Origin of the sequence: Erwinia plantamica, from assembly GCF_043420595.1 — a bacterium.
Lineage (GTDB): Bacteria > Pseudomonadota > Gammaproteobacteria > Enterobacterales > Enterobacteriaceae > Erwinia > Erwinia aeris.
The window spans coordinates 36,685-60,279 of record NZ_JBGCUC010000003.1; the positions used below are offsets into that span (position 1 = coordinate 36,685).

Sequence of the window (23,595 nt, forward strand, 5' to 3'; positions counted from 1 at the left end):
GTCTGTCCTGCTACAGGATGTTAAAGAGTGTGATCTAAGCAAGTATGCACGAGAGATGCAAATTATGTGGACTGAATCGCTTTCCGGCCGTTAAAAAGACGCTATTTCATCTGGTTGAAATCTTTTTTTAACGGTAACTTAACGACCCCAACCCGCTGTGAGAAACCTTATGTTACGTCGTGCGCCCGCTCTGCTTCCGCTTCTGGCCGCTTTGTTCGCCCTTTACTTTATCTGGGGATCGACCTATTTCGTTATTCGTATTGGGGTAGAAAGCTGGCCGCCGATGATGCTGGCTGGCGTGCGCTTCGTGCTGGCGGGCGTCGTCCTGCTGGTGTTTCTGCTGCTGCGCGGCGAGCGGCTTCCCGGCTGGCGAGCGGCAGGTAACGCCGCGCTGGTGGGGATTATGCTGCTGACCATTGGCAACGGCGCGGTGACGATTGCCGAGCATCAGCAGGTGCCTTCCGGTATCGCTGCCGTGATGGTCGCTACCGTCCCGCTGTTTGCAATGTGCTTCAGCCGCCTGTTCGGCATGGCAACCCGCTGGATAGAGTGGCTGGGCATTGCGGTTGGCCTGGTCGGCATTATTCTGCTGAACAGCGGCGGCCACCTGGGCGGTAATCCCTGGGGCGCATTGATCATTCTGATCGGCTCGATCAGCTGGGCGTTTGGCTCGGTATGGGGATCGCGCATCACGCTCCCGACAGGCATGATGGCGGGCGCAATAGAAATGCTGGCGGCGGGTGTGGTTCTGCTGGCGGTCAGCCAGCTTAGTGGCGAAAAGCTGGCTGCCGCGCCGGGCCTGTCCGGCCTGCTGGCGCTGGGCTACCTGACGCTGTTCGGTTCGATTATCGCCATCAACGCCTATATGTTTTTGATCCGCAACGTCAGCCCGGCGGTCGCCACCAGCTACGCCTACGTTAATCCGGTGGTGGCGGTGCTGCTGGGGATTAGCTTCGCCGGTGAAAGCCTGTCGCCGCGCGAATGGCTGGCGCTGGGGGTGATCCTTTTTGCAGTGGTGCTGGTCACACTGGGCAAATATCTTTTTCCCGGCAGGCCGGTGATTAAATCGGTATCTCGTCCAGACTAAGGCGCTATGCGGGGCTTTTATCCATTAGTGGATGCCCTCAGTCATCAATGGCCAGAGCACTATGCAGGGCGTTCGCGCATCAGGTGAATGCCCTGCCAGTCGATTTCGGCGTTACCCTCGCCGGCAAAAAGCCACTCTTCCAGCCTGGCGCTTATCGCCTCGTCCGCCAGCTTGTGCTTACCGCGCAGCGCGCATTCCCAAACCACCAGCACCCGCCAGCCGCTGGCGCTCAGCTGATCGATAAAACGCTTATCGCGCGTCACGTTGCCGCTGATTTTATTCATCCAGAATTCGGTGCGGGTTGCCGGCACTTTAAACAGATAGCAGTCGTGATGATGCCAGAAGCAGCCGTGCACAAAAATAATGGCCTGAGGGTTCTCCAGCACGAAGTCCGGCTTTCCCGGCAGCGTCTTATCCTGCACGCGATAGCTGAACCCGCGCTCGGCCAACAGCTCGGCCAGGCGGGTTTCAATGGCGGTATCCTGGGTACGGATAGCGCGCATATTTTTACTGCGAATTGCGGAAGTGTGAACATCAGCCATAGCATCCTCCTTGAGGTGGCTTAAGTATAGACGCCTCCGGGCCTACTTCTCCGCCTGCTTAACCGCCTGCGCTATCCAGGGCTGCAACAGTCTGGCGACGGCGGCAAAGGCGGGCACCACCACTGAATTGCCAAACTGGCGATAGGCCTGACTGTCTGAAACCGGAATGCGGAAACGCGTTTCGCCCGGCGCCTCAAAGCCCATCAGGCGGGCGCACTCTCTTGGCGTCAGGCGGCGCGGACGGCGCTGCTGGTTTTGCGGATGGTCGAAATCCACCTCGCCCTGCTCTTTGTCCCAGCCGCGATCGATCAGGATTTCCGAGCCGTCTTTGTAGTAGCGCGCGGAGAGCGTGCGCACCACGCCGTGCTCTTTATCCGGGTCGACCAGCCCGTAGCCAAAGCCGTTGCCCTTCGCCTGATGCTTTTTCGCGTAGTTATAGAGATATTTCCACAGCGACGGCGTCAGAATATATTTGGCCTCGACCTGGCTGTCCAGCAGCTGGCGCAGCGGGATCCTTTGCTGCGGATAGTGCTGAGCGAGCGCGGAAAGCGTGAATTTGGGCAGGTTTAAATCGCGCCGAAACCCGACCAGCACGATACGTTCACGGTGCTGCGGCAGAAAATGCCTGCCGTCGACGATTTTCGGATCGGCGGCGCCGTTGAGATCCGCATCGGCCACGTCGTAGCCCAGCTCGTCCAGCGTTTCCATAATGATGCGGAAGGTTTTGCCTTTGTCGTGGCTCTTCAGGTTTTTGACGTTTTCCAGCACGAAGATCGCCGGTTTCTTCGCGGTGATAATGCGCGCCACGTCGAAAAACAGCGTGCCCTGCGCTTCGCACTCAAAGCCATGAGCGCGGCCCAGCGCATTTTTTTTCGATACGCCCGCCAGCGAAAACGGCTGGCAGGGAAAACCGGCCAGCAGCACGTCGTGCTCCGGTACCTGCTGGTCAATATGCCGATAGGCTTCCTGCTCGCTGACCGGCTGCGCGCTTAGCGTCACGTCGCGGATATCCTGATTGAAAACGTGCGCCTGCGGATCGCAGTACCAGTTCGCCTTATAGGTTCTGACCGAGTATTTATTCCATTCGCTGGTAAACACGCACTGCCCGCCAATCGCCTCAAAGCCGCTGCGGATACCGCCGATACCGGCAAACAGATCGATAAAGCGGAAAGCGTAGTGCGGATGGTGCGCGGGCGGCTGAGGCAGCAGGCGCGCCAGCGCGTCCGCTTCCGCCTGGCTTAACGTCCCGCCCGTGCCTTTCAGCCAGCGGCTTAACGATTCCCGCGTCCACTTAGCGTGACCAACCTGCTGCAGCGTAGCCAGAAGGGTTTTGATATCGTAAACGGCCTGCAGGCGGGCGGCCAGCTGGCGATCTTCCAGTCCAGGCTGCGCCTCTGCAATAGTGTCGAACTCGCTCATAGTCTCTCCGGAAATAAACGCCTGCCAGTCTACCACTTCATCACGCTAAAACCAGGGGCAACCGCCTTTTACTGCGGGCCACGATCCGTGACATCGGGCGGCCATCAGCCTAAACTTGCCGTGTTTAAAACAATGGAGCTGAAATGATGAGCGATATTACGCGACCGCCGTTAACTCTGCCGAACGGCGCGAACAAACTGCTGCTGCACTCCTGCTGCGCGCCCTGCTCTGGCGAGGTTATGGAAGCCATCGCGGCGGCCGGCATCGATTACACCATCTTTTTCTATAACCCCAACATTCATCCACAAAAAGAGTATCTGCTGCGCAAAGAGGAGAATATTCGCTTTGCCGAGAAGCACGGCGTGCCTTTTATCGATGCCGATTACGATACCGATAACTGGTTTGAGCGGGCTAAGGGCATGGAATGGGAGCCGGAGCGCGGCGCGCGCTGCACGATGTGTTTTGATATGCGTTTTGAACGCACCGCGCTTTATGCGCACGAAAACGGCTTTCCCGTTATCACCAGCTGCCTGGGCATCTCGCGCTGGAAAAATATGCAGCAAATTAACGAGTGCGGCGAGCGGGCCGCGGCGCCCTATCCGGGGCTGGTCTATTGGGATTACAACTGGCGGAAAAAAGGCGGATCGGCGCGCATGATTGAAATCAGCAAGCGCGAACGTTTTTATCAGCAGGAATATTGCGGCTGCGTTTATTCACTGCGCGACAGCAACCTGCATCGTAAAAGCCAGGGGCGTCCGTTGATTAAGCTTGGCGTACTCTATTATGGTGATGAAGACGAGTAGCGGCTGACAGGCGTCCCTGACCAGGCAGTCAGGGACGGAAAGGCCTTTTTACTTCTTCTTTTTCGTTTTTTTCAGCAAGGCGCGTACCTGTTTCAGCTCGCTGGCGTTCAGCTGGGGATCGACGTCTTCGAGCACGCTCTGGTTGTCCACGGCCGGATGCTGCTGGGTGGTCAGACTGAGCTGTAAACGCTGGCTGACTTCCTGGCTGAGCGAAATCTGGTTTTCCTGCGCCAGGTTTTTCAGCGTTTCTTTCAAAGCGGGGTCAATTTTTAACGTTAAGCTAACAGCGTCGGTCATGCCTGAATCTCCTGATAAATGTTAGCAACACGGTAGCCTGAAAAGATCTGCTTAACCATACTGTCACAAAAATTTAATATTTCCCCCGCGCCGCGACAAATTCACGCAGCACATCCGGATCCAGCTCGCAAAACTCCCCTTTCAGTTCGGCGCAGAGTTTGGCCATATAGGTAATCAGGAAATCCGCATTATGCTCGGCAAGCCGACGCCCTTCCGCCGTCTGCATGGTTTGCGGCAGCTTAAGCAGCTTCTTCTGGAAGTGATCGAGCGCCCATTCAGCATCATTTAGCGGGCGATCGCGACCCAGCGGATCGGCGCTGTCGAACAGCGAGCGGCCCAGCGCGCCGGAAACATAAAACACCCGAGCCAGCCCGATCGCGCCCAGCGATTCCAACCGGTCGGCGTCCTGAACAATTTTTGCCTCCAGCGTTTCCGCCGTTACGTTGGCGCTAAAGCTGTGGGCATGTACCGCATGCGCTACCGCCTCACGCTTATCGGCAGGAAAATCAGGAAACACTTCCGACAAAATTCGCCGCGTTTCAACCGCCGCCTTTGCTGAAGCCAGGTGTCTTTCGGGATGGTTCTTAGGCAGGTTGACGATATCGTGGAAATAACAGCTGGTGAGCACAACCAGTTCATCCACCGCCATCCCTTTCATAATACGCTGTGCAGTCAGCCAGACGCGCCGTAAATGGGCGATGTCGTGCGCTTTATCATCCTGCGGCCAGGTCTCAAACAGCCAGCTTTCAAAGCGGGTTTGCCAGTGGGTTAGTGTCATAGCCTTCTCCCTGTAATGTAAAATTGCAGAGACGTCAGCGGCCTTGCTTCACCGCGGCGCCACCGGCGATAAAAATGCGATCTACTTCATGTTTATAACGTTTGTCTTAACACTTCCACAACCCCTTTCCCGTTACCTTCGTCGCCCGCCATTATCAGGTGGCGCGTTTTTAACCAAAAAGATAAACGCTTATAATGTTGTTTTTGCAATAAGTTACCAGCATTTTGTTGCACAGTAAGTTAGAATCAATGCCGGTCGGTCGTTGTTTTTAGCTCATGCCATCATCAGAAAGCTCCGATAATACACCCTTGCGGCTACTGTAAGGGATTGTAAAGGCGGCATATGTCAAATTTATGATGGCCCGGATAATCCGGCGCTAACCGGCCTTCCGAACCCGATCCTGGCCACCCGTCGCACACAGAAAGCGAGAGCGCAGAACGGGTTCAAAAATAAACAAGCACGGCTAATGATTGCATACTTTTTGTATACACTTTTCACTACAGGCTAACAGCATATGCCGGATCCCTTTTCGCCTGACGGCGGCGAGCGGGTCTTAACTAATAAGAAACAGGGGTCAAACCATGAAAGAACGCCCGATTTTGTTTAGCGATCAACGGGTGCGAGCACTGCTCTCAGGCCAGCAGCGCCAGACCCGACGCATTATGAAGTCACAACTTTTTGGTCCAGGCCAGGATAACCATGAAGGATGCTACGGGATTGATGTTCTGAACAATCACTTGCAGGGCAACCGCGTGATGGGCATGGAGAACTTGAGCTACCACTGCCCTTACGGTCAGCCTGGCGATCGCCTGTGGGTAAGAGAGACCTGGCGCGGCCCGGTGGTTCCCGTAGAAGAGATGGCTAACTACGAGCGCAATCCGGCCCAGTTTAAATCTTCCGCCTGGTGCCGCTATCGTGCCGATACCAGCGAGTTCTCCAGCGCAGGCGAAGAAGACGAGCATTTTGGCTGGCAGGCCGGCATCCATATGCCACGCTGGGCAAGCCGCATTGATTTAATGGTGACCGCCGTTCGGGCAGAGAAAATTCAGGATATCAGCGACGATGATGTGCTGGCCGAAGGCGTGCAGACAGACTCCCATTTTCTGAATAACTTCTTCACCATGCATAACGAGGTCGTTTCGCCTAAGGATGCCTACCGCAAGCAGTGGGCATTGCAGTATGGCGGCACCAGCTGGGAAGTGAACCCCTGGGTGTGGGTTATTGAATTCGAGCGTATATAACGCTGCCCGCAGGCTCCGGCTGGTCTGGGCCGCCGGGGCCTGAATATCTCGCTTCGTCACAGAAAATCGCTGAAAAGCTTGCTTAAGTTCGCTCTGCTGTTCCATGCTGCTGTGCCCTTTTATATGGCCTGCTCGCCGGAGACTGCGCCAAGCGATCCGCCGAGGCAGGGTGAGGTTTTTCTGCTGTGGGTTGCATCATGATTAAATGGTTCCGGAAATCCAACGATGCTGTGTTCGACGCGCTGCCCTGGCAGCAGGCGTTAGCTATTCCGCTGCTTGGCGCGCTGAATGACGCCGAGCGGCAACAGCTTATCCAGCTGGCCACGCGCTTCCTACAGCAGAAACGGCTGGTGGCGCTACAGGATTTCGCGCTGGATGAGCTGAAGTCGGCCCGGCTGGCCCTGCTGTTCTGTCTGCCGGTACTTAATCTGGGTTACGACTGGCTGGACGGGTTTCACGAGGTGCTAATCTATCCCGCGCCTTTTATCGTTGACGACGAATGGCAGGATGAGTTTGGCCTGGTGCATCGCGAGAGTATGGTGCAGTCGGGCCAAAGCTGGCAGCAGGGTCCGGTGGTGCTCAACTGGCTGGACGTGCAGGATTCGTTCGATCTTTCCGGCTATAACCTGATCGTTCACGAGGTTGCCCACAAGCTCGACAGCCGGGGCAGCGACCATGCCAACGGCGTGCCGGCTATGCCGCTGCGTCACGTCGCGGCGTGGGAGCACGAGCTGAATGCCGCGATGACCAGTATTGCAGAAGAAATCGAACTGGTCGGCGAAAATGCCGCAACGATTGATGCCTATGCGGCCAGCGATCCGGCGGAGTGCTTTGCGGTCCTGTCGGAATATTTCTTCAGCGCTCCTGAGCTGCTGAACGATCGCTTTCCTGCGCTTTATCCGCATTTTTGCCGCTTCTATCGCCAGGATCCGCTTTTGCGCAACGGCGCGGGCGCAGTACATTAGCTGCGCGCCCTGTTTTAAAGATAGCCAGTTGAAAGGGCTGGACTTTTTTCCTGTTGACACGCCGGTCCGCCCTCGCTACTATGCGCCCCATCGAAACCGATTCCTCTGTAGTTCAGTCGGTAGAACGGCGGACTGTTAATCCGTATGTCACTGGTTCGAGTCCAGTCAGAGGAGCCATATTAAAGAAGCCCGCTCAAGGAAACTTGAGCGGGCTTTTTGCTTTTTGGCCCAGGCTGCTTTTAGCATTACGCCTGTCCCCACCCGTTTTAAGCGTATAGTCAGCCCTCATTTTATTTTGCTATGCCATAAAATTACACCAGGCACGGGGTAGCGACATTGCCAGGTCTCTACCATCTGAACACCTGCTATTTGCTGCTTTAACCATTGAGCAGGTAATAAATTCAGCCACGCATACTCAGCAAAAGAGCCATAATTGCTGTCAGAGCACGGCCAGCTTCACCAGCCGCCGTTTTTTTAGCGGCAGCGGGCTGACAGGATGGCTTTTTGCGCCCCTGGCATCGAGAATAGCGCCCACGCGGTAATCCACGGAAAAAAGAGGTTATAACATGCAACAAGGACCCTTAACGGCTGAAGAGCTGGAATGGCTCGATAATATTCTGGCGCAGTACGGCACCGATGACGCGGTGCTTGATGCCTCAGAACTGGATGGATTGTTAACCGCCCTGCTCTCTTCGCCGGAACCTGTCTCCGACGAGCGTTTGCAGGCCATTATTTGGGGCGGCGAAAACAATCTTCCGCTTTGGAATGAAACAGACCAGCAGCGTTTCACCGAACTGGTGACGCAGCATCAGAACGATATCGCCGAGCGGCTGAAAGAGTATCCCGAGCAGTTCGAGCCGCTGTTCGGCACCAGCAGCGAGGAAGATCTGGAAGTCACTATCGTGGAAGAGTGGTGCATTGGCTATATGAAAGGCGTAGCGTTAAGCGACTGGTCGGCGCTGCCGGATCACCTTAAGCCTGCGCTCCATGCCATTGCGCTACATGGCAAGGAAGAGCACTTTAGCGAGCTGGAAAAAATGACGGCGGAAGAGTTTGAGCAAAGCGTGGAGGCTATTAGTCACGCCGCGCTGGAGCTGGCCGGCAACTGGCCGCTGCACTAAAAGCGAAGACGTGCCGCGTTGCTGAAGACGCGGCACGCTAAAGCGCACAGTTCATTCCAGTAGCTGTAGCGCAGCGTCAGGCGGTAGCGATTATTTTTCACCGTAGCCCCTTGCGCGCAGCCAGCTCATCTCAAAGCCGTACAGCTGGCCGATCGGCAGCAGCGATTCACTCAGCCTTGACGGATCGATGCTCTCTTCGGGTGTAACCGATGGCGTAAACCAGCCGGAAAAGGCGGCAAAATACTTTTTCAGACGAGACATAAATTTCTCCTGCAAAGCGGATAGATGCGTTAAGCGGATTTAACCGCAGGTGCGCCTGGCAGGGAAATATCCACTTCTTCCAACCTTTCCCAAAAATCAGCTTAGGGTTTTTATGGTATTCTTGTCCGCTTCAGCCGCTAAGGCTCTGGATCACGGATTAACTGATTTGCTATGCCCGCACTTGCCAAACGAAAAAACGACCCGGAAGGGTTAAAGAAACGTATTCTTGCCGGCGCGCTGGCTACTTTTGCCGAATTTGGTTTACAGGGCGCGCGCATGGAGCAGATCGCCGACCACGCCGACACCACTAAACGTATGGTGGTCTACCACTTTACCAATAAAGAAAACCTGTACATGGCGGTGCTGGAACAGGTCTACCAGGCTATTCGCCAGCACGAAACCGAGCTGAACCTGACCGAACTGCCGCCGCAGCTGGCGATGCAAAGGCTGGCGGAAGCGAGTTTTGACTATCATCTCTCCCATCCCGACTTTATGCGCCTGGTATGCAGCGAGAACCTGATGCGCGGCCGCTATATCAGCCAGTCTGCGCGCATTAAGACGTTAAATCAGAGCGCGCTTAACGTGCTGGAAGAGATCTTAACGCGGGGCAAAGCCGACGGCGTTTTCGACCCCAACGTCAATACGGTGGACGTGCACCGCCTGATTAGCAGCATCTGTACGCATAATGTCTCTAACCGCTACACCTTCAATACGCTGTTTGGCGATAACGAAAGCGAACAGCAAAGTATTGCCCGCAATCGCCAGCTGGTAGTGGATGCCACGCTGCGCTATCTGCGGCCCGGTGCCGCATAAGGTTGTACAACTTACAAATATGTTGTACAACTTTTTTACCCTGAACCGCTGTTGTTCCAGGGTGATTCAGCTACGCTTACTGAGGTTAACCCCTTTAGTTCGTCCCGCATTTTATCTTTTGAAAGGCCTCACGCCAGGAGTTGCCAATGGCAAGCGAAAATTCCGGTTACCCACGCCGTAAGCCGGATGCCGAAGAAGGCAAAATAATGAACTGGGCGCAGAACGCGACGCTGGCAGACAGCCACGCCGTCAGCGCCCCCAAAACGGAAGAAGAGCTGTGCCGCCTGATTGCTGCCAGCCGCGGTAAAATCCGCGTAATGGGCAATAAAATGTCGCCTGGCCGCGTGCTGAAACTGGCCGCCGCAGGCGATACGCTGCTGGATCTGCGTCATCTGCGAGGATTAATCGCGATGGATGAGCACAGCGCGACCTTTGCGGGCAGCACGCCTATGCATGAGATTTATGAAATACTGAGCGCCGAAGGTAAAATGCTGCCCGCGTCCCCTGGCGTTATCGCCGCGCAAACGCTGGCGGGCGCACTGGCGACCGGTACGCACGGTCAGGGTCTGCAGCAAAGCTCTATCGCCGACGAGGCGCTGAGCATCCGCATGGTGCTGGCCGACGGCACGGTGGCGGATTTCGATCGCGATCATCCTTTCTTTCACGCCGTGCAGCTGGGCGTGGGCGCGCTGGGCATTGTGACCCAGGTAACGTTGCGCACGCGATCTTCGCTGATCTACACCTGTTATAAAAATGCGGTCAGCGGCGATACCCTGGAGCAGGATATCTATGACTGGAACCATAACTATGCGCTGAGCAAAGCCTGGTGGTTCCCTAACGAAAATCAGGTGCACGTCTGGACGGCTCGCGAAGCCGATAGCGAAGAGATTGCGCAGTATCGCGCCAATAATAACGATCTGGTGAAGCAGGAACAAACCAGCGATGCGATGAATGAAACCATCGACCAGACGCTGGAACATATGCGCAGCGATACCAAAATCGTGGATGAAAACGGCAAGCCGTTCCGCACCGTCACGCGTTTTAAAGATTTCTCCGACGTAACCGGCGACGTTTACCAGGTGTTCTGTCGCGGTATCGCTACGCCGCAGATCAACGTTGAAATCGGTATTCCCATGTCGCGCGTGGGCGAGGTCATCCGTAAGATTAAAGACTGGCACAGCGAAACGCAGCCGCATATGCACTACCCGATTATCTTGCGCTGTACCGGCCCTTCCGCCAGCTGGCTCAGCCCGGCTTACGGCGTAGATACCTGTTTCTTTGGCTTTGTGGTTTATTACGCCGAAGACGGCTCGCTTTCTGAAGAGGGCGTCAGCTTTTTGCAGGCCATCGAGCGGGTGCTGGCGGCGGAAGGCGGCAGACCGCACTGGGGCAAATACTTTGACGAGTCGCTTTACCACTGGCCGGAAATTTACCCGCAGTGGCAGGCGTTTCGGCAGGTTCGCGAGACGCTGGATCCGCAGCATAAATTTGATAATGCGTTTACCGCAGCACTGTTTGATTAATTAAGGAGAATGCCAATGAAGGCATGGGCAACCCTGCTGACGCAGCCGGGCTATCTGGTGGGCGTCAGCGCGTTGAATCGCTCGCTGAAAAAAAGCGGCAGCCGCTATCCGCTGGTGGTAATGGTCACGGAAAATATCGACGCCCAAAGCCGGCAGATCCTGGAGCAGGAAGGCTGCCTGGTGCGGGAAGTGCAGCCGATCAGCCCCGACAGCAGCCTGGCGCAGCACTACGCCAACGCGCGCTTCTCCGAAGTGTGGACCAAGCTGGCCGCCTGGCAGCTGACGGAATTTAAGCGTATCGTTTTCTTAGATGCGGACATGCTGGTGGTGCAGAACATGGATGAACTCTTTGCCCTGACGCTGGCAAAAGAGAGTATCGCCGCGTGCCACGCCTGCCGCTGCAATCCTAACAAGATCCCGAGCTACCCGAAAAACTGGACGCCGGAAAACTGCTTCTATAGCTACTGCCGGGGCGTGGATCATACGGAGCAGCCTGACGAAGTGGATAATTATCTGAACGGGGGTTTTCTGGTGCTGACGCCGGATCGCGCCGTCTATGACGATATGCTGCAAAAGCTGGCGGAGGTGAAGGATTTGTCGCGCTATCTGTTTGCCGAGCAGGATTTTCTTAACGACTACTATCATCAACGCTGGCGGCCGCTGCCCTATATCTATAATGCGCTGAAAACCCTTCCCTTCCAGCACAGCGCCATGTGGCACCTGCCTGAAGTGAAGAATATTCATTACATTATCGATAAGCCGTGGGAGCGTCAGCCTAATCCTGACGATCGCTACTACTCGCTGAATAAAATGTGGTGGGAGATTGCCGGTTAACAGACCACAACGTTGGTGGTGTGCGGCAGCGCCATCATCTGATCGCCGCAGGTAAAAATCAGGTCGATCGGCTGAGGGAAAGAGTGTACCCGCTCACGCAGGTAATGCAGAACCGCTTTCGGCAGCTTTGGCGCAACGGCGCGAGACTCACGCAGGGCCGGGCCGCTTAAGCGCAGCGTCAGGCCGCCGCTTAGCGCAGGCACCTCAATAATCACGGTGGCGGGCGCGTCGCCTGGCGAAAATTCCGCAATGGCCATGTCGGAAGCGGCATGAAGCAGCGCCACCGACGCTTCCGCTTTGGCCGTGGTTCTGGCGCCAAAACGCTGTAGATTTTCCAGCATCGCCTCGTCGCCGAGCGAGCTGTCCAGCCAGAACGGCGTTTCCCGATCCACCAGCGTCATTAAAATAGCCGTTGCCGCAGGCGAAGCGTTGCCCCATACCGGGATTTGCGGCAGCGTCACTTTTACGCCGGGTTCGCTTATCGCTTTCAGAATAAGACGGAAGGCGCGCTGCGAATCGGCAAAAGAGTGGCTGAAGCTGGCAATCAAAGTCATAAATTTTCCTGTGAGATAATAGGCTGCCTGGTCGGCCCGCAGAACGGACGGCAACGGAATAGCCGTTAAGTTTTTAAGCATGGCAGAAAAAAATGACAGCGACGTTAAAAATGCGTGGCGTTCTGATGAAAATCAGACTGGGCCGTCCCGTCAGCCTTCAGCGCTGCGCATCCGGCGTCAAAAACAGCATTCTTTCGCGCTTTCTGCGCGGCAGCAGGAGATTGACCAGTTTGCCCGCTCTTTTCCACAGCAGAAAAGCCTCTGCGGCTTCCTGATAGTGTTTTTCATTCAGTTTTTTTCTGACCGTGGAATTAACGAAAGCCGTTACGCCAATATTAAAAATCAGGCTGCAAAGCGCGTCATATTGATTCTGGCTAAGCGGTACGGCGACATGCTTTGCAATAGCCTGCTCGACGACCGCTAAATCTTTGCGCAGCAGCTCGGTGGATTTTTCCGCGCTGATCATCATCTCTTTGCTGACGGCAACGCCATCGACGTGGCCGGTATGCCCTACGCCAATCGTCGCTATCCCCACCGAATCCAGATAGCCGCTCAGCTTCTCGCCCTCTTCCTCTTTAATAAAGCGGATACCTTTTTCGCTAATGTTCATTCTGCTTTCCGTTCTCTGTTTGCTGATTAACGCTGTTGCCCATATGCAGCGCTCGGCTGGCTGATTAATGACGGACAAACCGACGTGATTTTTAATACGCGCGGCTGTTAAACGGCGAAGGCGTATTAAAAATCACGCTGTAGTAGCCGTTAACGACTTAACAACGTGATTTGATTTAATTTATGTCAGGCGAACGGGCCGCGTCCCTTTGGCCCGCAAGGATAAATTAACGTGCCTGACGCCACAGGGTTTCTGCCAGACCCGGCGCCCAGTCAACGGCGTGGGCAACATGCGTCTGGATACAAACCCAGTTTTTACCTTGATGGGTAACGATATCGCCAGCGGTGTAAGATCCGCCCAGCACCCATGCCGGATACTGGCCGTTGTCGTCGTTGTCGTCGTTGCCGTTGTCGTCGTTGCAGTTAGCCAGAGTGGTGATGCTCAGTACGTTGCTCGGAACGGAAAGCAGATCCTGAGAATCCACAGCGGCAACGAAGTAACGGTAAGTGGTTTCTGCACGCAGGCCGCTGTCGGTATAGCTGAGCTGAGAAGCCGCCACGCGAGCGATTTCATCACCTTCGCGGTAAACGATGTAGCCGGCAATGGCGTTGCTGCCTTGAGAAGAACCCCACATCAGCGCAACGCTGTCTGCGGTCACGCCCATGCTGTGCAGCTGTGCTGGCGCAGTTGGTGGCGTGGTGGAGGCGGCAGGATTTTTAGTGGTCACGATAACAGCTTCGCTGCGAACGGATTCTCTGCCTGTAGCGCTGACCGCGCTGATGGTGTAGCGGTAAGCGGTGTTTGCCTCCAGGCCGTTATCCACAAAGCTCAGCTGGGTACCGTTGAAGATCATGTTGTTGTCACGATACAGACGGTAAGAAACGCCTGCGGTTGAAGAAGCGTTCCACGCCAGCGCAATGCTGCTGGTGGTGATATCGGTCGCGTGCAGGCTGGCTGGCACCGCAGGCGCAGTTTCGCCGCCGTTGCCGTTGCCCACGAAATCCAGATCGATAACCTGGTAGAACGCGTTACCGGTATCGGCAACTTCCCATACCGCCAGCAGCACATGGTAGCCGCGACGCTGTGGCAGCTGGATTTCATGCGTGGTTGGGCCGGTCGGACGCAGCGTGGCGCCGTGGCTCCAGTAAGGCTGCTCGGTAAATTCCGCTTTAAAGAACGGCGTGGATTCAAACTGCGCGCGGCTCAGCGGCTGGTTTGGATTCCAGTCTTCGCGGGTAATAAAGTAGTTATAGCGACGAGTGGTGTGGGCTGCGGTATAGGTCCAGACGAATTTCATGATTTCGCCTGGGGTTACCGTGTGTTTTTTCCAGTGGGTGCCTGGCTCATCCAGGAAGCGACCGTCGCCCTGGTTGGCGCTGGCGATTTCGCCGTCGCGTGGTGGCACAGCATTCGGGCTGTCGTCCGGCGCTACAGCGTCACGCAGACCGCTCTGCGCAGCCGGGAAGAATTTACCCGCTTCGCGCTGGTTCAGCTGACCGGCGTTCAGTTTGCCTTCCTGCCATGCAAAGAAAGCACGTGAAGCTGGCGTGGCGATATGACCGTGGCGCAGTGCCGGACCGATGTTATTTGACATTGTTTTAAATTCCGTAGTGGTTTTGTTGGTGGAAATTGGCTGCCAGAGCGATGTAGCCAGCTCAGGCGTCCAGAAAAGGTTAGAGTCATGCTGCATGACGCAGATATAGTTACGTGACTGCCAGCTCACGCGGGCACCATCGATATAACGCACACCCGCGCGCCACTGTTCAAACTGCGGTTCAGGCGTTGGCTCTGGGGTTGGTTCCGGTGTTGGCTCAGGCGTTGGTTCCGGGGTTGGTTCCGGAGTAGGCTCAGGCGTTGGTTCCGGAGTTGGCGTCGGCCCAGGCACTACACCATCACCGGCCAGGTAGCCGTAGCGACGGATAAATTCCCAGTTGTAAGGCACGTTATCGCTGGTAAAACCGGCATCCCAGTTAACGGACCAGGTCATCAGACCCGCAACAGGCAGACCAGCGGCCTCAAGGCGAGCCAGGGCATTTTTCACATCCTGTGGATTAATGACATAACCGGTCGCTGCCGCATCGTTATTGGTTGGCAGGCCGATAATGAATTTTTCGCTTGGGATCTTCAGGAAATTACGGGTACCGGTGACCAGGCTTTCAGTCAGGTAATAGAGAAAATCTTCTTTAATCGCGTCGTTGCTTTGCGACACCCATTGGTTAATTTCATCAACCCAGACGCCGTCGCCGCCCTGGTTATAGAACTGTGGCGCAACGTAATCGTAGTAGCCTTCCAGGCCGATGATATAAGGGCTGTAATGGCCGCCATTGGTCAGGTAAGGGAATTCTGGCGCCATGCTGATGATGAAGTTCTTACCGAACTTGCGGTAGTGATCTTTCACCACGCGCAGCGCAGCAGGGATCACCGTCTGGTTATCGGCAGCGGTAATCGCAGACTGCTCCAGATCGATATCCAGGCCGTCAAAGCCATATTTATCGCTCAGCGCGATAATACGCTCGGCCAGCGCCACTTCGTCCCCGGCGTGCATTTCGATATGCGCATCGGCACCGCCCATGGAAATCAGAACTTTACGGCCCTGAGCCTGCACTTTCGCGATTTCGCTGCGGAATTCAGCATCCGTTCCTTTATACGGTTTGAAATCAGGGATGCGGTCGCTGTCATCCAGCACTTTCATAAAAGCGACGGCGATAATGTTATATTGCACAGGAATTTCGGACAGGGTCATTTCCGTGAAGCGGCCCTGTTTATAACCCTGAGCGCCTACGGCTGGCCAGTTGTGCCAGAAGCCCATAACGATTTTATTTTGCGCGAAGCGTTTTCCGGCAATCTGACCTGCCGATAAATTTTTAGAAGCTGGCATAATTCCTCCATATGCATCTGCCATGATGCATATTCCATTATGTAAAATGTTCTTTTTGTTATGCAGCCAGCAAGCAAAATAATGCGCTTGCTGCATGCGTTCTATTTTATTCAGCCAGGAAAAACAGACAAACTCAATAATTGCATTTAGCTATTAATAATTGAAAAGCCTTTGTTTTATATGAATTATCTATAGAAGCGCCTCGTCATTTAATTTTATTTAAACCCTGAATAAACACCTTTGATTATTCTATTTACTTTTTAAATTACAGTATAAGAATTTATATGTTTAGCTGTTATTTAATTTTATAACATTGTGCAAACACCAGCAAAGGCATTCCATTACATCGTCATTTCATTTGGGTAATTAATCAGGGAAAGGAGCAGTAAATGCGGACAGAGATTCAGGTGGGTAAATAAAATAAAAATGAATATTGCGTTATTTTATGCAAGGGTAACATGAAAAAAAACCGGCCATATCAAGGCCGGTTTTTCACTAATGGGCATTAGCTGTTTATGGGTTTTAGTTCAATCGCGTAATCAAGACCGTTTACCCTTACCCGCAGGCATTCTCTGGCCGTACCAACCGACGCGGTGCTGACCACGCGGCCACGCATAATCAGGTCGTTATTATTGTTGTAACCATAGCCGACCCGATCCGTTCCTTCCCAGTGCTGCAAAAATGCCGTTACCGGCTCGGCATCCAGCACGGCCGCTTCCGCAGCAGAAACCTGCGTATAAGACTTGATAAAGCGGAAATGAACGCCGCGCGAGAAACGATCGTGGCAGTTAGTGGTGATCAGAGCGATACAGAAGCCGGTATATTTAGCCAGCTTAACAAATATTTCCCCTCTGCTGCTGCCCAGCGATCTCACCCTGACCCGCGTCACCGGGCACGATCCTTCCGCTGCCCAGGAGGCGTTAAAGCTGCCGTTCACGTTCTGAATAGAGATTATCGCTTCGCCTTCCGGCGTGCGTGACGTGAAGTCGATTTGCGTTTCCGGCATCGCATTAAACTGAGAGGAACCGATAATGCGCATCTGCATCTGCGTGGTCCATTCCGGCATCTCAATCTCGCCCACTTTAAACCAGGTTTCCCGATCCTGACGGTTATCCATACGTTCCTGGGAAGTGATGTACTCGTAGTTCAGCGAACCTTCAATACGCGCGCCGTGGTTTTCAAGGAATATCTGCCCTTCTTCATATACAGGCAGCCAGCGCTCGCCGCTGTCAGAGAGATCCAGCCCCTCGCCGTTATGCACATTCAGCATGGTAGAAATAAGGCGCGTATGATGGCACTTGAGCGGATTTTTATTGCCTTCCAGATTCAGCGCATTGACCTTCCACTGGCCGTTGGAAAGGTCGCCGGGGAATTCGGTATGCTCAATCCAGCCGTTATGCAGCACGCACTGCGTCGCGCGCGGCAGATCGATCATTTCAGACTTCACGCCGTACTGGATATTAAAGTTGCTGAGCTCGATAGCGGTAAGGTGATCCCAGGAGCCAGCGGCGCGATCGGACCAGCGGCCATAGATAACGCTGCCGGCGCAGCGGGTGGCGTACCACTGATCGATCTTACAATCCAGCGTATCGAGCAGATCCAGCGCGCGGCCGCCCAAATCCTGGAAATGCACCCCGGTCACGCGCAGATACTGACCGCCGGGGATGATATTTTTAAAGAAACCTTTGGTTTTAGTGTTGTCCTGCCCGTTAACGATAATGCCGCTGATATAGGTCCAACGGGCGTTGACGGTAAACATGTATTCGCCGTCTTTCTGGTCAGAGAAAAGACGGGTGTTAGGGAAGTAGCCGAAGTTGACGTGGGCGCCAGAGAGACGGAAACGGTTTACCTCCTGGCCGGAGAAATCAAATTTAGAGATAAAGAAGTTACCTGCCGGAAAGCGGATGCCGACGTTTTCATGGGTACGTACATTGTTTTGACGATCCATGATGCGTGACCAGTGCCACATACGGGTAACGGCTTCCAGACAGTCCGTTTTGCCATCCGGGATAGCGCCGAAATCGACCACGGTTACGCCCGCGTTATCGGTAATATAACGTTTCCAGCGCATATTTCGGGGAGTAACGACAGTCATGCCGCCATCTTCCGGCGCCGTCTTGTCGTTAAAGTCACTGATAAAAATACCGCCGCCGTAGCCGGTTCCTGCACTATAAGAAAGCACAATAGCCAGTTCGCCGTGGGCGGCAGGCTCGTGCGCCCGTAATTCATCAATAGAGTTCAGCATAGAAAAGTTATTTTCTTCATTAGCTGAATGCGCAAGATATACAATTCTGTCGAAGTCAATAGCTTTGCCATCTTTATCAAGTACGTTTAAGTTCCTGACCATTTCATTTAACTTAACCTGTTGTGATGTTAAATTATCCTGGTTGTTGTCACCAATGACACTCATTTAAAGCCTCTTTATTAAATATATATTATACGATGGTTGCATTTTCTGATGGGTTGCAGGCTTGCATTTAATGTTGGTTTAGGTTTCCACCAAAAAACACGGTTTAAACCATATTTCTTGCTTTAGTTTTTAGAATTGACAGGATAATAATTGAAGGTCATTCATACAATTTTAAAAAATGATGCTCACGCGTAGAAATTAGCATCTCTATGATTAGCAAAATAAAAACAGTCTTATTTTGTAAATACCCCCCATCCAGAGCTTTCGTAAGTATGCTATATTTTTCATAAATTTACGCTAAGTTAACAGTTGTTAAACGATCTGGAGGTTTTATGTTTCTGTCATCTAATCTGAAATGCTTTATTGTGCTGGCGAAAGAGAAGTCATTAAAGAAGGCTTCTGAGATATTATTCGTTACCTCTTCCCCTATTTCTCGCCGGATAAAAATATTAGAAGACGAGCTGGGATTTAAATTATTTTCACGCACGGACCATGATTTCACCCTGACCAAAAAAGGGCTGGAACTCTACGATAAAATAATGCCGCATTACGATAAGATGACGGAACTGGAAGACTATTTTTCACGAAAAAGAACCAACGTTAATATTCGCCGTGGCCTGATGATTGGTGTAGAAAACCTCAATCCCTTTTTATTCAACCTGCTGGTAAAAACCCGCAAGAAGACCGAAAGCGTCTCTTATTGTTCCTGCGATACCAAAACTTCGGTGGAATCGCTGCTTTCCGGCGAGATCCACGGCGTTATTTCCCATCGGGAAATCAACGATAACGGGATCCTGTCGATGAATTTTTTCAGCGAGCCCGCCTGCTATCTCTATTCTAAAAAGTTCCCCGATTCGCAGCTTAGCGATATAAAAAACACGCCCGTCATCATTCCTACCAATGGCTTTTACGAACACTATGTGAAAAACGCGCACGCCAAAATCCTGACTATGTGTCCTACGGCGCAGGTTATTATCGTGGATGATATTTATGATTATATTTCGCTGATTGCCAATGGCGAAGCCGTTGGGCTAATCAGTGAATCAATGGTGTCATTTTATCAAAGCAAAATAAGCAATTTCAGTGAGTTAAGTTACAGAGTCGAAAAATCATTCCCGGAGCTTAAAACCTATATCTACTATCTGAAAGAACGTGAGTTCTCTTTGAAATATGCGTTAGACACCGTTGACGCCGCACAGGTAAATGCGTGATAACAGAGACAGGATGTCTCTTTTTTAACATTCTTACAGGCTGAGGGACAACGGGAAACGCATCGGGAAAAAACTTTTTCCTGATCTGGCGGGTAAAGCATGGCGCCAGAATTAATGACTGGTATCATCCGCGACGGTGAAAAGCGAACTATCCCTGGCGTATCGCCAACCAGGGAAAATAAGAAAGGATAACGCCCTTCATAACATTTTTGCCGTCATTATGTCCGACAGCCATCAGAACTCCATCGTTTGACGAAAGATAAGCGAACGCAGCGGCACGCTGCTTTTCAGGATCGGCGATTTAATAACAATGTAGCTAAAGTATTTATCTATCCCGATTTTAGCGTCCAGAACGCTTTCAATGACTTCCTGGTAATGTTCGATGCTGCGGGTAATAAAACGCAGCAGATAATCGTATCCACCGGTAATCAAATGACACGCCATCAGTTCGTCCACCTCCCGGAGCGCGTTTTCAAAACGCATAAAGTCTTCGCGCCGGTGTCCGGCCAGCGTAACCCCGGTGAAGACGGTAACGGAATCGGTAATTTTAGGTAAATTAACGTGCGCCTCGTAACCGGTAATAAACCCTGCCGTTTCCAGACGTTTTACCCGCTGTAGACAGGGACTGGGTGAAAGCCCGACAGCGTTGGCAAGGTTTACATGACTGATGCGACCGGCCTTTTGCAGCTGTACCAGAGCAGGGATATGTAACGCCTCGCCGATATCCGGCCACTGGCGAAACACCGCTTACGCCGCCGGCTCCGCCACCAATGCCGCCCGGATAAGGCCGCGCTCCGGCTCTGATTGCTGGAGGATATTTATGCCATTGCCTGGCTCACCAGCGCGAACGCCCGCACGTCCTGCGGCTGCCAGGGGGTGCCTTTATACATGGTGATGGGCTCGTCAACCTGAACCATACCCAGGGCGACGAGCCATTCGCCCAGCCCGCAGGCGCTGTCGGTATCGATACGGACGAAGGCGCCTTCCAGACCGGCAAGCAGTTCGCTGACCAGTACTTTCGCCTGCTGTAGACTGGCACAGATAATAGGGCCGATAGCGAAGCCGTGCCCGAAGCGGCGCAGGCAGGCGAATCCCGCCGTTTGATCCTGCTCTTCCAGTACCAGAAAGCGGTCTGCGCTGGCAAAAAGCTCGGCGATCAGTGCCGGACGATGCTGCCCGTGAGCCCTGGTTTCCAGCTTGCTCAGCGCCGTCAGCTCTTCGCGGCGAGCGGGGCGCAAGCTTTGCGACGCCTGCGGTAGAACGCGTTCGCCCGGTGCCAGCGCGCGACATTGATGCTGAGCGATCGTTCCCGTGACCACAAACCCCAGCTTTTCATACAGCCCTTTGCCCATTTCCGTGGCGTGCAGGCGCAGCTGATGCCCTTCCAGCGCGGCCAGCGCCGTCTGCATAAGCTGTTTACCGATACCTTTGCCCTGCGCGCTGCCGGCGACGTTCACCAGACCAAGGGTGGCGTAGTCGCCCCAGCGCCAGTAAAGCACGGTGCCAATCAGCTCGCCGTTTTCCATCGCCGCCAGGCCTTCACCCAGCGCCAGCGCCTGCTGCCAGTCTTCACGGCGGTGCGGCCAATGTAACCGCTGCGTCAGGGCATAAGCGGCATCAAGATGCTGCTCGTTCATCGTTACTATGTTCATCCTTTTCTCCTTAAATCATGCCTGGCTGTTGCTGGCCGCTGCCGTCTGTCAGCCTGCCATAGCGGGACGGCGTGGGATCAACCACCGGCGCAGAATCGGTCGCTAAATTAGCGGCCAGCCGCCCGGCACCCGGTTCTCGCAGGAAAGGCATCAGGCCCCGTTCCAGCCTGAGGTTTTTGCGCCTGGTTTTCAACATGGGATAAAACTACCGCGCATAGCGCAGCCTTTGTACGGCACAGGTTAGGACGCTCAGCCATGTGCAACAGGAATTTATACTGTGGACGCGCAGCCATGTACAACAGAGGTTTATATTGTGGACGCGCGGCCATGTGCAACAGAGGTTTATACTGTGGACGCGCAGCCGTGCGCGGCGCAGGTTTATGCTGCGGGCGGAGATAACAGGGCTTAAGCGAGCCCAGAAAAATTATGATGTGGCCGGATAATGTCAGATATTGCACAACTACATTTTATGCGCTGAATAAGGGAAAGCTTATTTGGGGGCGATTATCGGGCCGCATCATGGCCCGATAATTTTCTCCGTTCATTTTTATAAATTTTCAAACATACTTTCCGACAGCGGTCAGGCCGTTGGCGCTTTACCGCCGCAAGCCTGGCTATGGCGTTGAGAACGTCGCCACATCCTTCACCATATCGTCAATAGCGCCCTTCACGTCCGCCGGGGTAATTGGCACAGTGCCGTTCGCCACGCTTTTACCGTATCCTTTACGGATAATTTTAATAACCGGCTTGCCGGTAGCAATATCAATCGCTTCCGCCTCGATAAATAGCTCGGCGTTCTGGCTGCGATGCCCGGTGGCGGCCATCGTGCCTGCTACCACGGCGGCGACCGGCACCACCTCATAAAACTGGAGATCTTTGTTTTCAGCGGTTACGGCAGTAATGGCCGTTTTCACTATCAGACCGCCAGGCTGAGGGGTGTCGACAATCTTCTTACGCCCGGCCAGCGCGCTTTTAAGACTGGATTCGGTATAGCTACGGATTTGCTCCAGCGTGGCGGCAGAGACCCGACTGTTGGGTAACGCGCGAGGATAATAAGTAACAGGCGCAAAATAGAGGCTGGTATAACGATCTGACTGATAATCGGGCGCAATCCAGCGCAGCGTTTCATGCCCGCTTGCTGTTTTTACCGGTTTCATCTCGGCATAATTTCCTAAAAAGCCGGAATATTGCGACTGCTCGGCGGTTTTGCTGGCACAGCCGGTCAATAAAATAGCGAGGAGAGCAAAAGGCAGCGTTCTTTTAGCAACAACCATACAACCCCCTGGTGGATAAACCTGCTTTACAGCATAGTCGTTCGCCGTTGATTTACTTGCTGGCAGTGTTAACTGTGCGATCGCCCCGCCGCTTTGCTTTCAATAACATGCTGTACGGCGATAGCGCGCCTGGCCAGGCGCGCTAAAGGCTATTACCACTATGGATCGCATCCAATGAATAAAACCCCACCATAAAAAATTTTTGCTGCACGACACCGAACGCAAGCTACCCAAGCCCAGGGGCAAAAACAAGGCAATATTGCCGGGCGAACGGCTTTCTTTGCTGTTCTTCGGGACGCCTCTGAAATTTTAAATCTGAAAATCCAGCACCGGTTCTACCGCGTCATGCGTGGAAAGCGCCTTGCGCTTGATCTCTTCCAGCGACAGGTTGGCGTTGCACAGTTCCAGAAACTGCCAGACGTAGTTGCGCTGTAGCTGCCCACGCTTCAGGCCCAGCCAGACGGTATTGGATTCAAACAGGTGTTTGGCTTCCAGCCGGGTCAGCGCGGCCTGCGCATCCAGCTGGCAGGCCTGATCCGCCAGCACGCCCACGCCCAGCCCAAGTTCGACATAGGTTTTTACCACGTCGGAATCCTGCGCGCTGAGCACGATATCCGGCGTCAGCCCGGCGGCATGAAAGGCGCGGTCAACGCGGGAACGGCCGGTAATGCCCTGGCGATAGGTAATTAAGGGATAGCGGCTGAGCGCCGCCAGCGAAACCGGCTGCTCCTGCTCCAGCGGATGCCCCTTTGGCACCAGCAGCGCATGATGCCAGCTGAACCAGGGAAAAGCCGCCAGCGACGGATTATTGACGACCTGTTCGCTGGCAATACCGATATCGGCTTCGCCCGCCATCAGCATGGCGACAATCTCCTGCGGCGTGCCCTGATTTAACTCCAGGCGAACACCGGGATAGAGCGCGCGAAACGCTTTGATCACCTTTGGCAGACTATAGCGCGCCTGGGTATGCGTGGTGGCGATGGTCAGCACGCCGCTGGATTCGTTGGTAAAGACATCGGCCAGACGGCGCACCTTTCCGGCTTCATCCAGGATGCGTTCGGCAATAGTCAGCAACGCTTTGCCTGGCTCGGTCATGCCGAGCAGTCGCTTGCCGCGACGGATAAAGATCTCCACGCCCAGCTCATCTTCCAGATCGCGTATATGGCGGCTGACCCCTGACTGGGAGGTAAAGAGCGCATTAGCCACTTCGGTCAGGTTAAACTCGCAGCGTGCCGCTTCCCGGATGATTTTAAGTTGCTGAAAATTCACGTGCGCCTCTCCCTCTGTTATCTGTTGGTTTCAGCTATGTTAATAAGGCACAT

Annotated in this window: 23 protein-coding genes and 1 tRNA gene; 10 read left to right on the top strand and 14 right to left on the bottom strand. The window is 53.9% G+C overall.

Going from position 1 to position 23,595, the window contains the following annotated elements:
* The first annotated feature begins 169 nt into the window (after positions 1-169).
* Entirely contained in the window at positions 170-1,087 is a 918-nt protein-coding gene (yedA, locus tag AB3U87_RS03595; RefSeq protein ID WP_394148430.1) for a drug/metabolite exporter YedA, read from the top strand.
* 59 nt (positions 1,088-1,146) lie between these two features.
* On the opposite strand, the gene AB3U87_RS03600 is transcribed toward yedA, so the two are convergent.
* Positions 1,147-1,629, bottom strand: a complete 483-nt coding sequence (locus AB3U87_RS03600; protein ID WP_253460429.1) for a very short patch repair endonuclease — start codon at positions 1,627-1,629, stop codon at positions 1,147-1,149.
* A 42-nt stretch (positions 1,630-1,671) separates the two neighbouring features.
* The gene (locus AB3U87_RS03605) at positions 1,672-3,048 is read right to left on the bottom strand and encodes a DNA cytosine methyltransferase (protein ID WP_394148432.1); all 1,377 of its coding nucleotides are present in this window, start codon (positions 3,046-3,048) and stop codon (positions 1,672-1,674) included.
* A gap of 146 nt (positions 3,049-3,194) precedes the next feature.
* Here AB3U87_RS03605 and AB3U87_RS03610 point away from each other — a divergent pair, with 146 nt between their 5' ends.
* The gene (locus AB3U87_RS03610; RefSeq protein ID WP_301251156.1) at positions 3,195-3,851 is read left to right on the top strand and encodes an epoxyqueuosine reductase QueH; all 657 of its coding nucleotides are present in this window, start codon (positions 3,195-3,197) and stop codon (positions 3,849-3,851) included.
* Positions 3,852-3,899: 48 nt separating this feature from the next.
* On the opposite strand, the gene AB3U87_RS03615 is transcribed toward AB3U87_RS03610, so the two are convergent.
* Positions 3,900-4,148 (bottom strand): hypothetical protein, encoded by a 249-nt coding sequence (locus AB3U87_RS03615; RefSeq protein ID WP_125288030.1) that lies wholly within the window; start codon positions 4,146-4,148, stop codon positions 3,900-3,902.
* 73 nt (positions 4,149-4,221) lie between these two features.
* Entirely contained in the window at positions 4,222-4,926 is a 705-nt protein-coding gene (locus AB3U87_RS03620) for a phosphohydrolase (protein ID WP_253460422.1), read from the bottom strand.
* A gap of 581 nt (positions 4,927-5,507) precedes the next feature.
* On the opposite strand from AB3U87_RS03620, the gene AB3U87_RS03625 reads away from it, so the two are divergent.
* The 4 genes from AB3U87_RS03625 (at position 5,508) to AB3U87_RS03640 (ending at position 8,253) form a co-directional block, all read left to right on the top strand.
* Positions 5,508-6,167: a hypothetical protein gene (locus AB3U87_RS03625; RefSeq protein ID WP_253460419.1), complete on the top strand. Its 660-nt coding sequence runs from the start codon at positions 5,508-5,510 to the stop codon at positions 6,165-6,167.
* A gap of 197 nt (positions 6,168-6,364) precedes the next feature.
* A complete protein-coding gene (gene mtfA / locus AB3U87_RS03630) occupies positions 6,365-7,132 on the top strand; it encodes a DgsA anti-repressor MtfA (RefSeq protein ID WP_253460415.1) in 768 nt (255 codons plus the stop codon).
* Positions 7,133-7,233: 101 nt separating this feature from the next.
* Positions 7,234-7,309: transfer RNA gene (locus tag AB3U87_RS03635), tRNA-Asn, on the top strand.
* Between the two features lie 389 nt (positions 7,310-7,698).
* On the top strand, positions 7,699-8,253 hold the full coding sequence (locus AB3U87_RS03640; RefSeq protein ID WP_253460397.1) for a UPF0149 family protein: 555 nt from the start codon (positions 7,699-7,701) through the stop codon (positions 8,251-8,253).
* Positions 8,254-8,343: 90 nt separating this feature from the next.
* On the opposite strand, the gene AB3U87_RS03645 is transcribed toward AB3U87_RS03640, so the two are convergent.
* Positions 8,344-8,514 carry a hypothetical protein gene (locus AB3U87_RS03645; protein WP_253460394.1) on the bottom strand — a complete coding sequence of 57 codons (171 nt, stop codon included), beginning with the start codon at positions 8,512-8,514 and terminating at the stop codon, positions 8,344-8,346.
* Positions 8,515-8,685: 171 nt separating this feature from the next.
* Here AB3U87_RS03645 and AB3U87_RS03650 point away from each other — a divergent pair, with 171 nt between their 5' ends.
* The 3 genes from AB3U87_RS03650 (at position 8,686) to AB3U87_RS03660 (ending at position 11,684) form a co-directional block, all read left to right on the top strand.
* Entirely contained in the window at positions 8,686-9,327 is a 642-nt protein-coding gene (locus AB3U87_RS03650; protein ID WP_253460391.1) for a TetR/AcrR family transcriptional regulator, read from the top strand.
* A 146-nt stretch (positions 9,328-9,473) separates the two neighbouring features.
* Positions 9,474-10,850: a D-arabinono-1,4-lactone oxidase gene (locus AB3U87_RS03655; protein ID WP_301730398.1), complete on the top strand. Its 1,377-nt coding sequence runs from the start codon at positions 9,474-9,476 to the stop codon at positions 10,848-10,850.
* 15 nt (positions 10,851-10,865) lie between these two features.
* Positions 10,866-11,684, top strand: coding sequence for a glycosyltransferase family 8 protein (locus AB3U87_RS03660; protein ID WP_301251006.1), 819 nt, complete (start codon positions 10,866-10,868; stop codon positions 11,682-11,684).
* On the opposite strand, the gene phnH is transcribed toward AB3U87_RS03660, so the two are convergent.
* The 4 genes from phnH to AB3U87_RS03680 all read right to left on the bottom strand — a co-directional run bounded on the left by phnH (position 11,681) and on the right by AB3U87_RS03680 (position 17,971).
* Positions 11,681-12,238: a phosphonate C-P lyase system protein PhnH gene (phnH, locus tag AB3U87_RS03665; protein WP_253460383.1), complete on the bottom strand. Its 558-nt coding sequence runs from the start codon at positions 12,236-12,238 to the stop codon at positions 11,681-11,683. The two genes, AB3U87_RS03660 and phnH, sit on opposite strands and share 4 nt — an antisense overlap.
* 157 nt (positions 12,239-12,395) lie before the next feature.
* Complete coding sequence (locus AB3U87_RS03670) at positions 12,396-12,848, bottom strand: lysozyme (protein ID WP_253460380.1); 453 nt, start codon at positions 12,846-12,848, stop codon at positions 12,396-12,398.
* A 226-nt stretch (positions 12,849-13,074) separates the two neighbouring features.
* Positions 13,075-15,726 carry a lytic polysaccharide monooxygenase gene (locus AB3U87_RS03675; protein WP_394148434.1) on the bottom strand — a complete coding sequence of 884 codons (2,652 nt, stop codon included), beginning with the start codon at positions 15,724-15,726 and terminating at the stop codon, positions 13,075-13,077.
* Positions 15,727-16,231: 505 nt separating this feature from the next.
* Entirely contained in the window at positions 16,232-17,971 is a 1,740-nt protein-coding gene (locus AB3U87_RS03680; RefSeq protein WP_394148435.1) for a hypothetical protein, read from the bottom strand.
* A 497-nt stretch (positions 17,972-18,468) separates the two neighbouring features.
* Between AB3U87_RS03680 and AB3U87_RS03685 the strand changes: the two genes are divergently transcribed.
* On the top strand, positions 18,469-19,347 hold the full coding sequence (locus tag AB3U87_RS03685) for a LysR family transcriptional regulator (protein ID WP_253460371.1): 879 nt from the start codon (positions 18,469-18,471) through the stop codon (positions 19,345-19,347).
* A gap of 234 nt (positions 19,348-19,581) precedes the next feature.
* Here AB3U87_RS03685 and AB3U87_RS03690 read toward each other — a convergent pair whose 3' ends face one another.
* The 5 genes from AB3U87_RS03690 to cbl all read right to left on the bottom strand — a co-directional run bounded on the left by AB3U87_RS03690 (position 19,582) and on the right by cbl (position 23,542).
* Entirely contained in the window at positions 19,582-20,091 is a 510-nt protein-coding gene (locus AB3U87_RS03690; RefSeq protein WP_253460368.1) for an Lrp/AsnC family transcriptional regulator, read from the bottom strand.
* Positions 20,092-20,165: 74 nt separating this feature from the next.
* Positions 20,166-20,999, bottom strand: coding sequence for a GNAT family N-acetyltransferase (locus tag AB3U87_RS03695; protein WP_301730401.1), 834 nt, complete (start codon positions 20,997-20,999; stop codon positions 20,166-20,168).
* 10 nt (positions 21,000-21,009) lie between these two features.
* Complete coding sequence (locus tag AB3U87_RS03700; RefSeq protein ID WP_370734470.1) at positions 21,010-21,195, bottom strand: hypothetical protein; 186 nt, start codon at positions 21,193-21,195, stop codon at positions 21,010-21,012.
* Positions 21,196-21,613: 418 nt separating this feature from the next.
* Positions 21,614-22,273, bottom strand: a complete 660-nt coding sequence (locus AB3U87_RS03705; RefSeq protein WP_253460361.1) for a DUF3313 domain-containing protein — start codon at positions 22,271-22,273, stop codon at positions 21,614-21,616.
* 309 nt (positions 22,274-22,582) lie between these two features.
* Positions 22,583-23,542, bottom strand: a complete 960-nt coding sequence (gene cbl, locus AB3U87_RS03710) for an HTH-type transcriptional regulator Cbl (protein ID WP_253460357.1) — start codon at positions 23,540-23,542, stop codon at positions 22,583-22,585.
* Positions 23,543-23,595 lie beyond the last annotated feature (53 nt).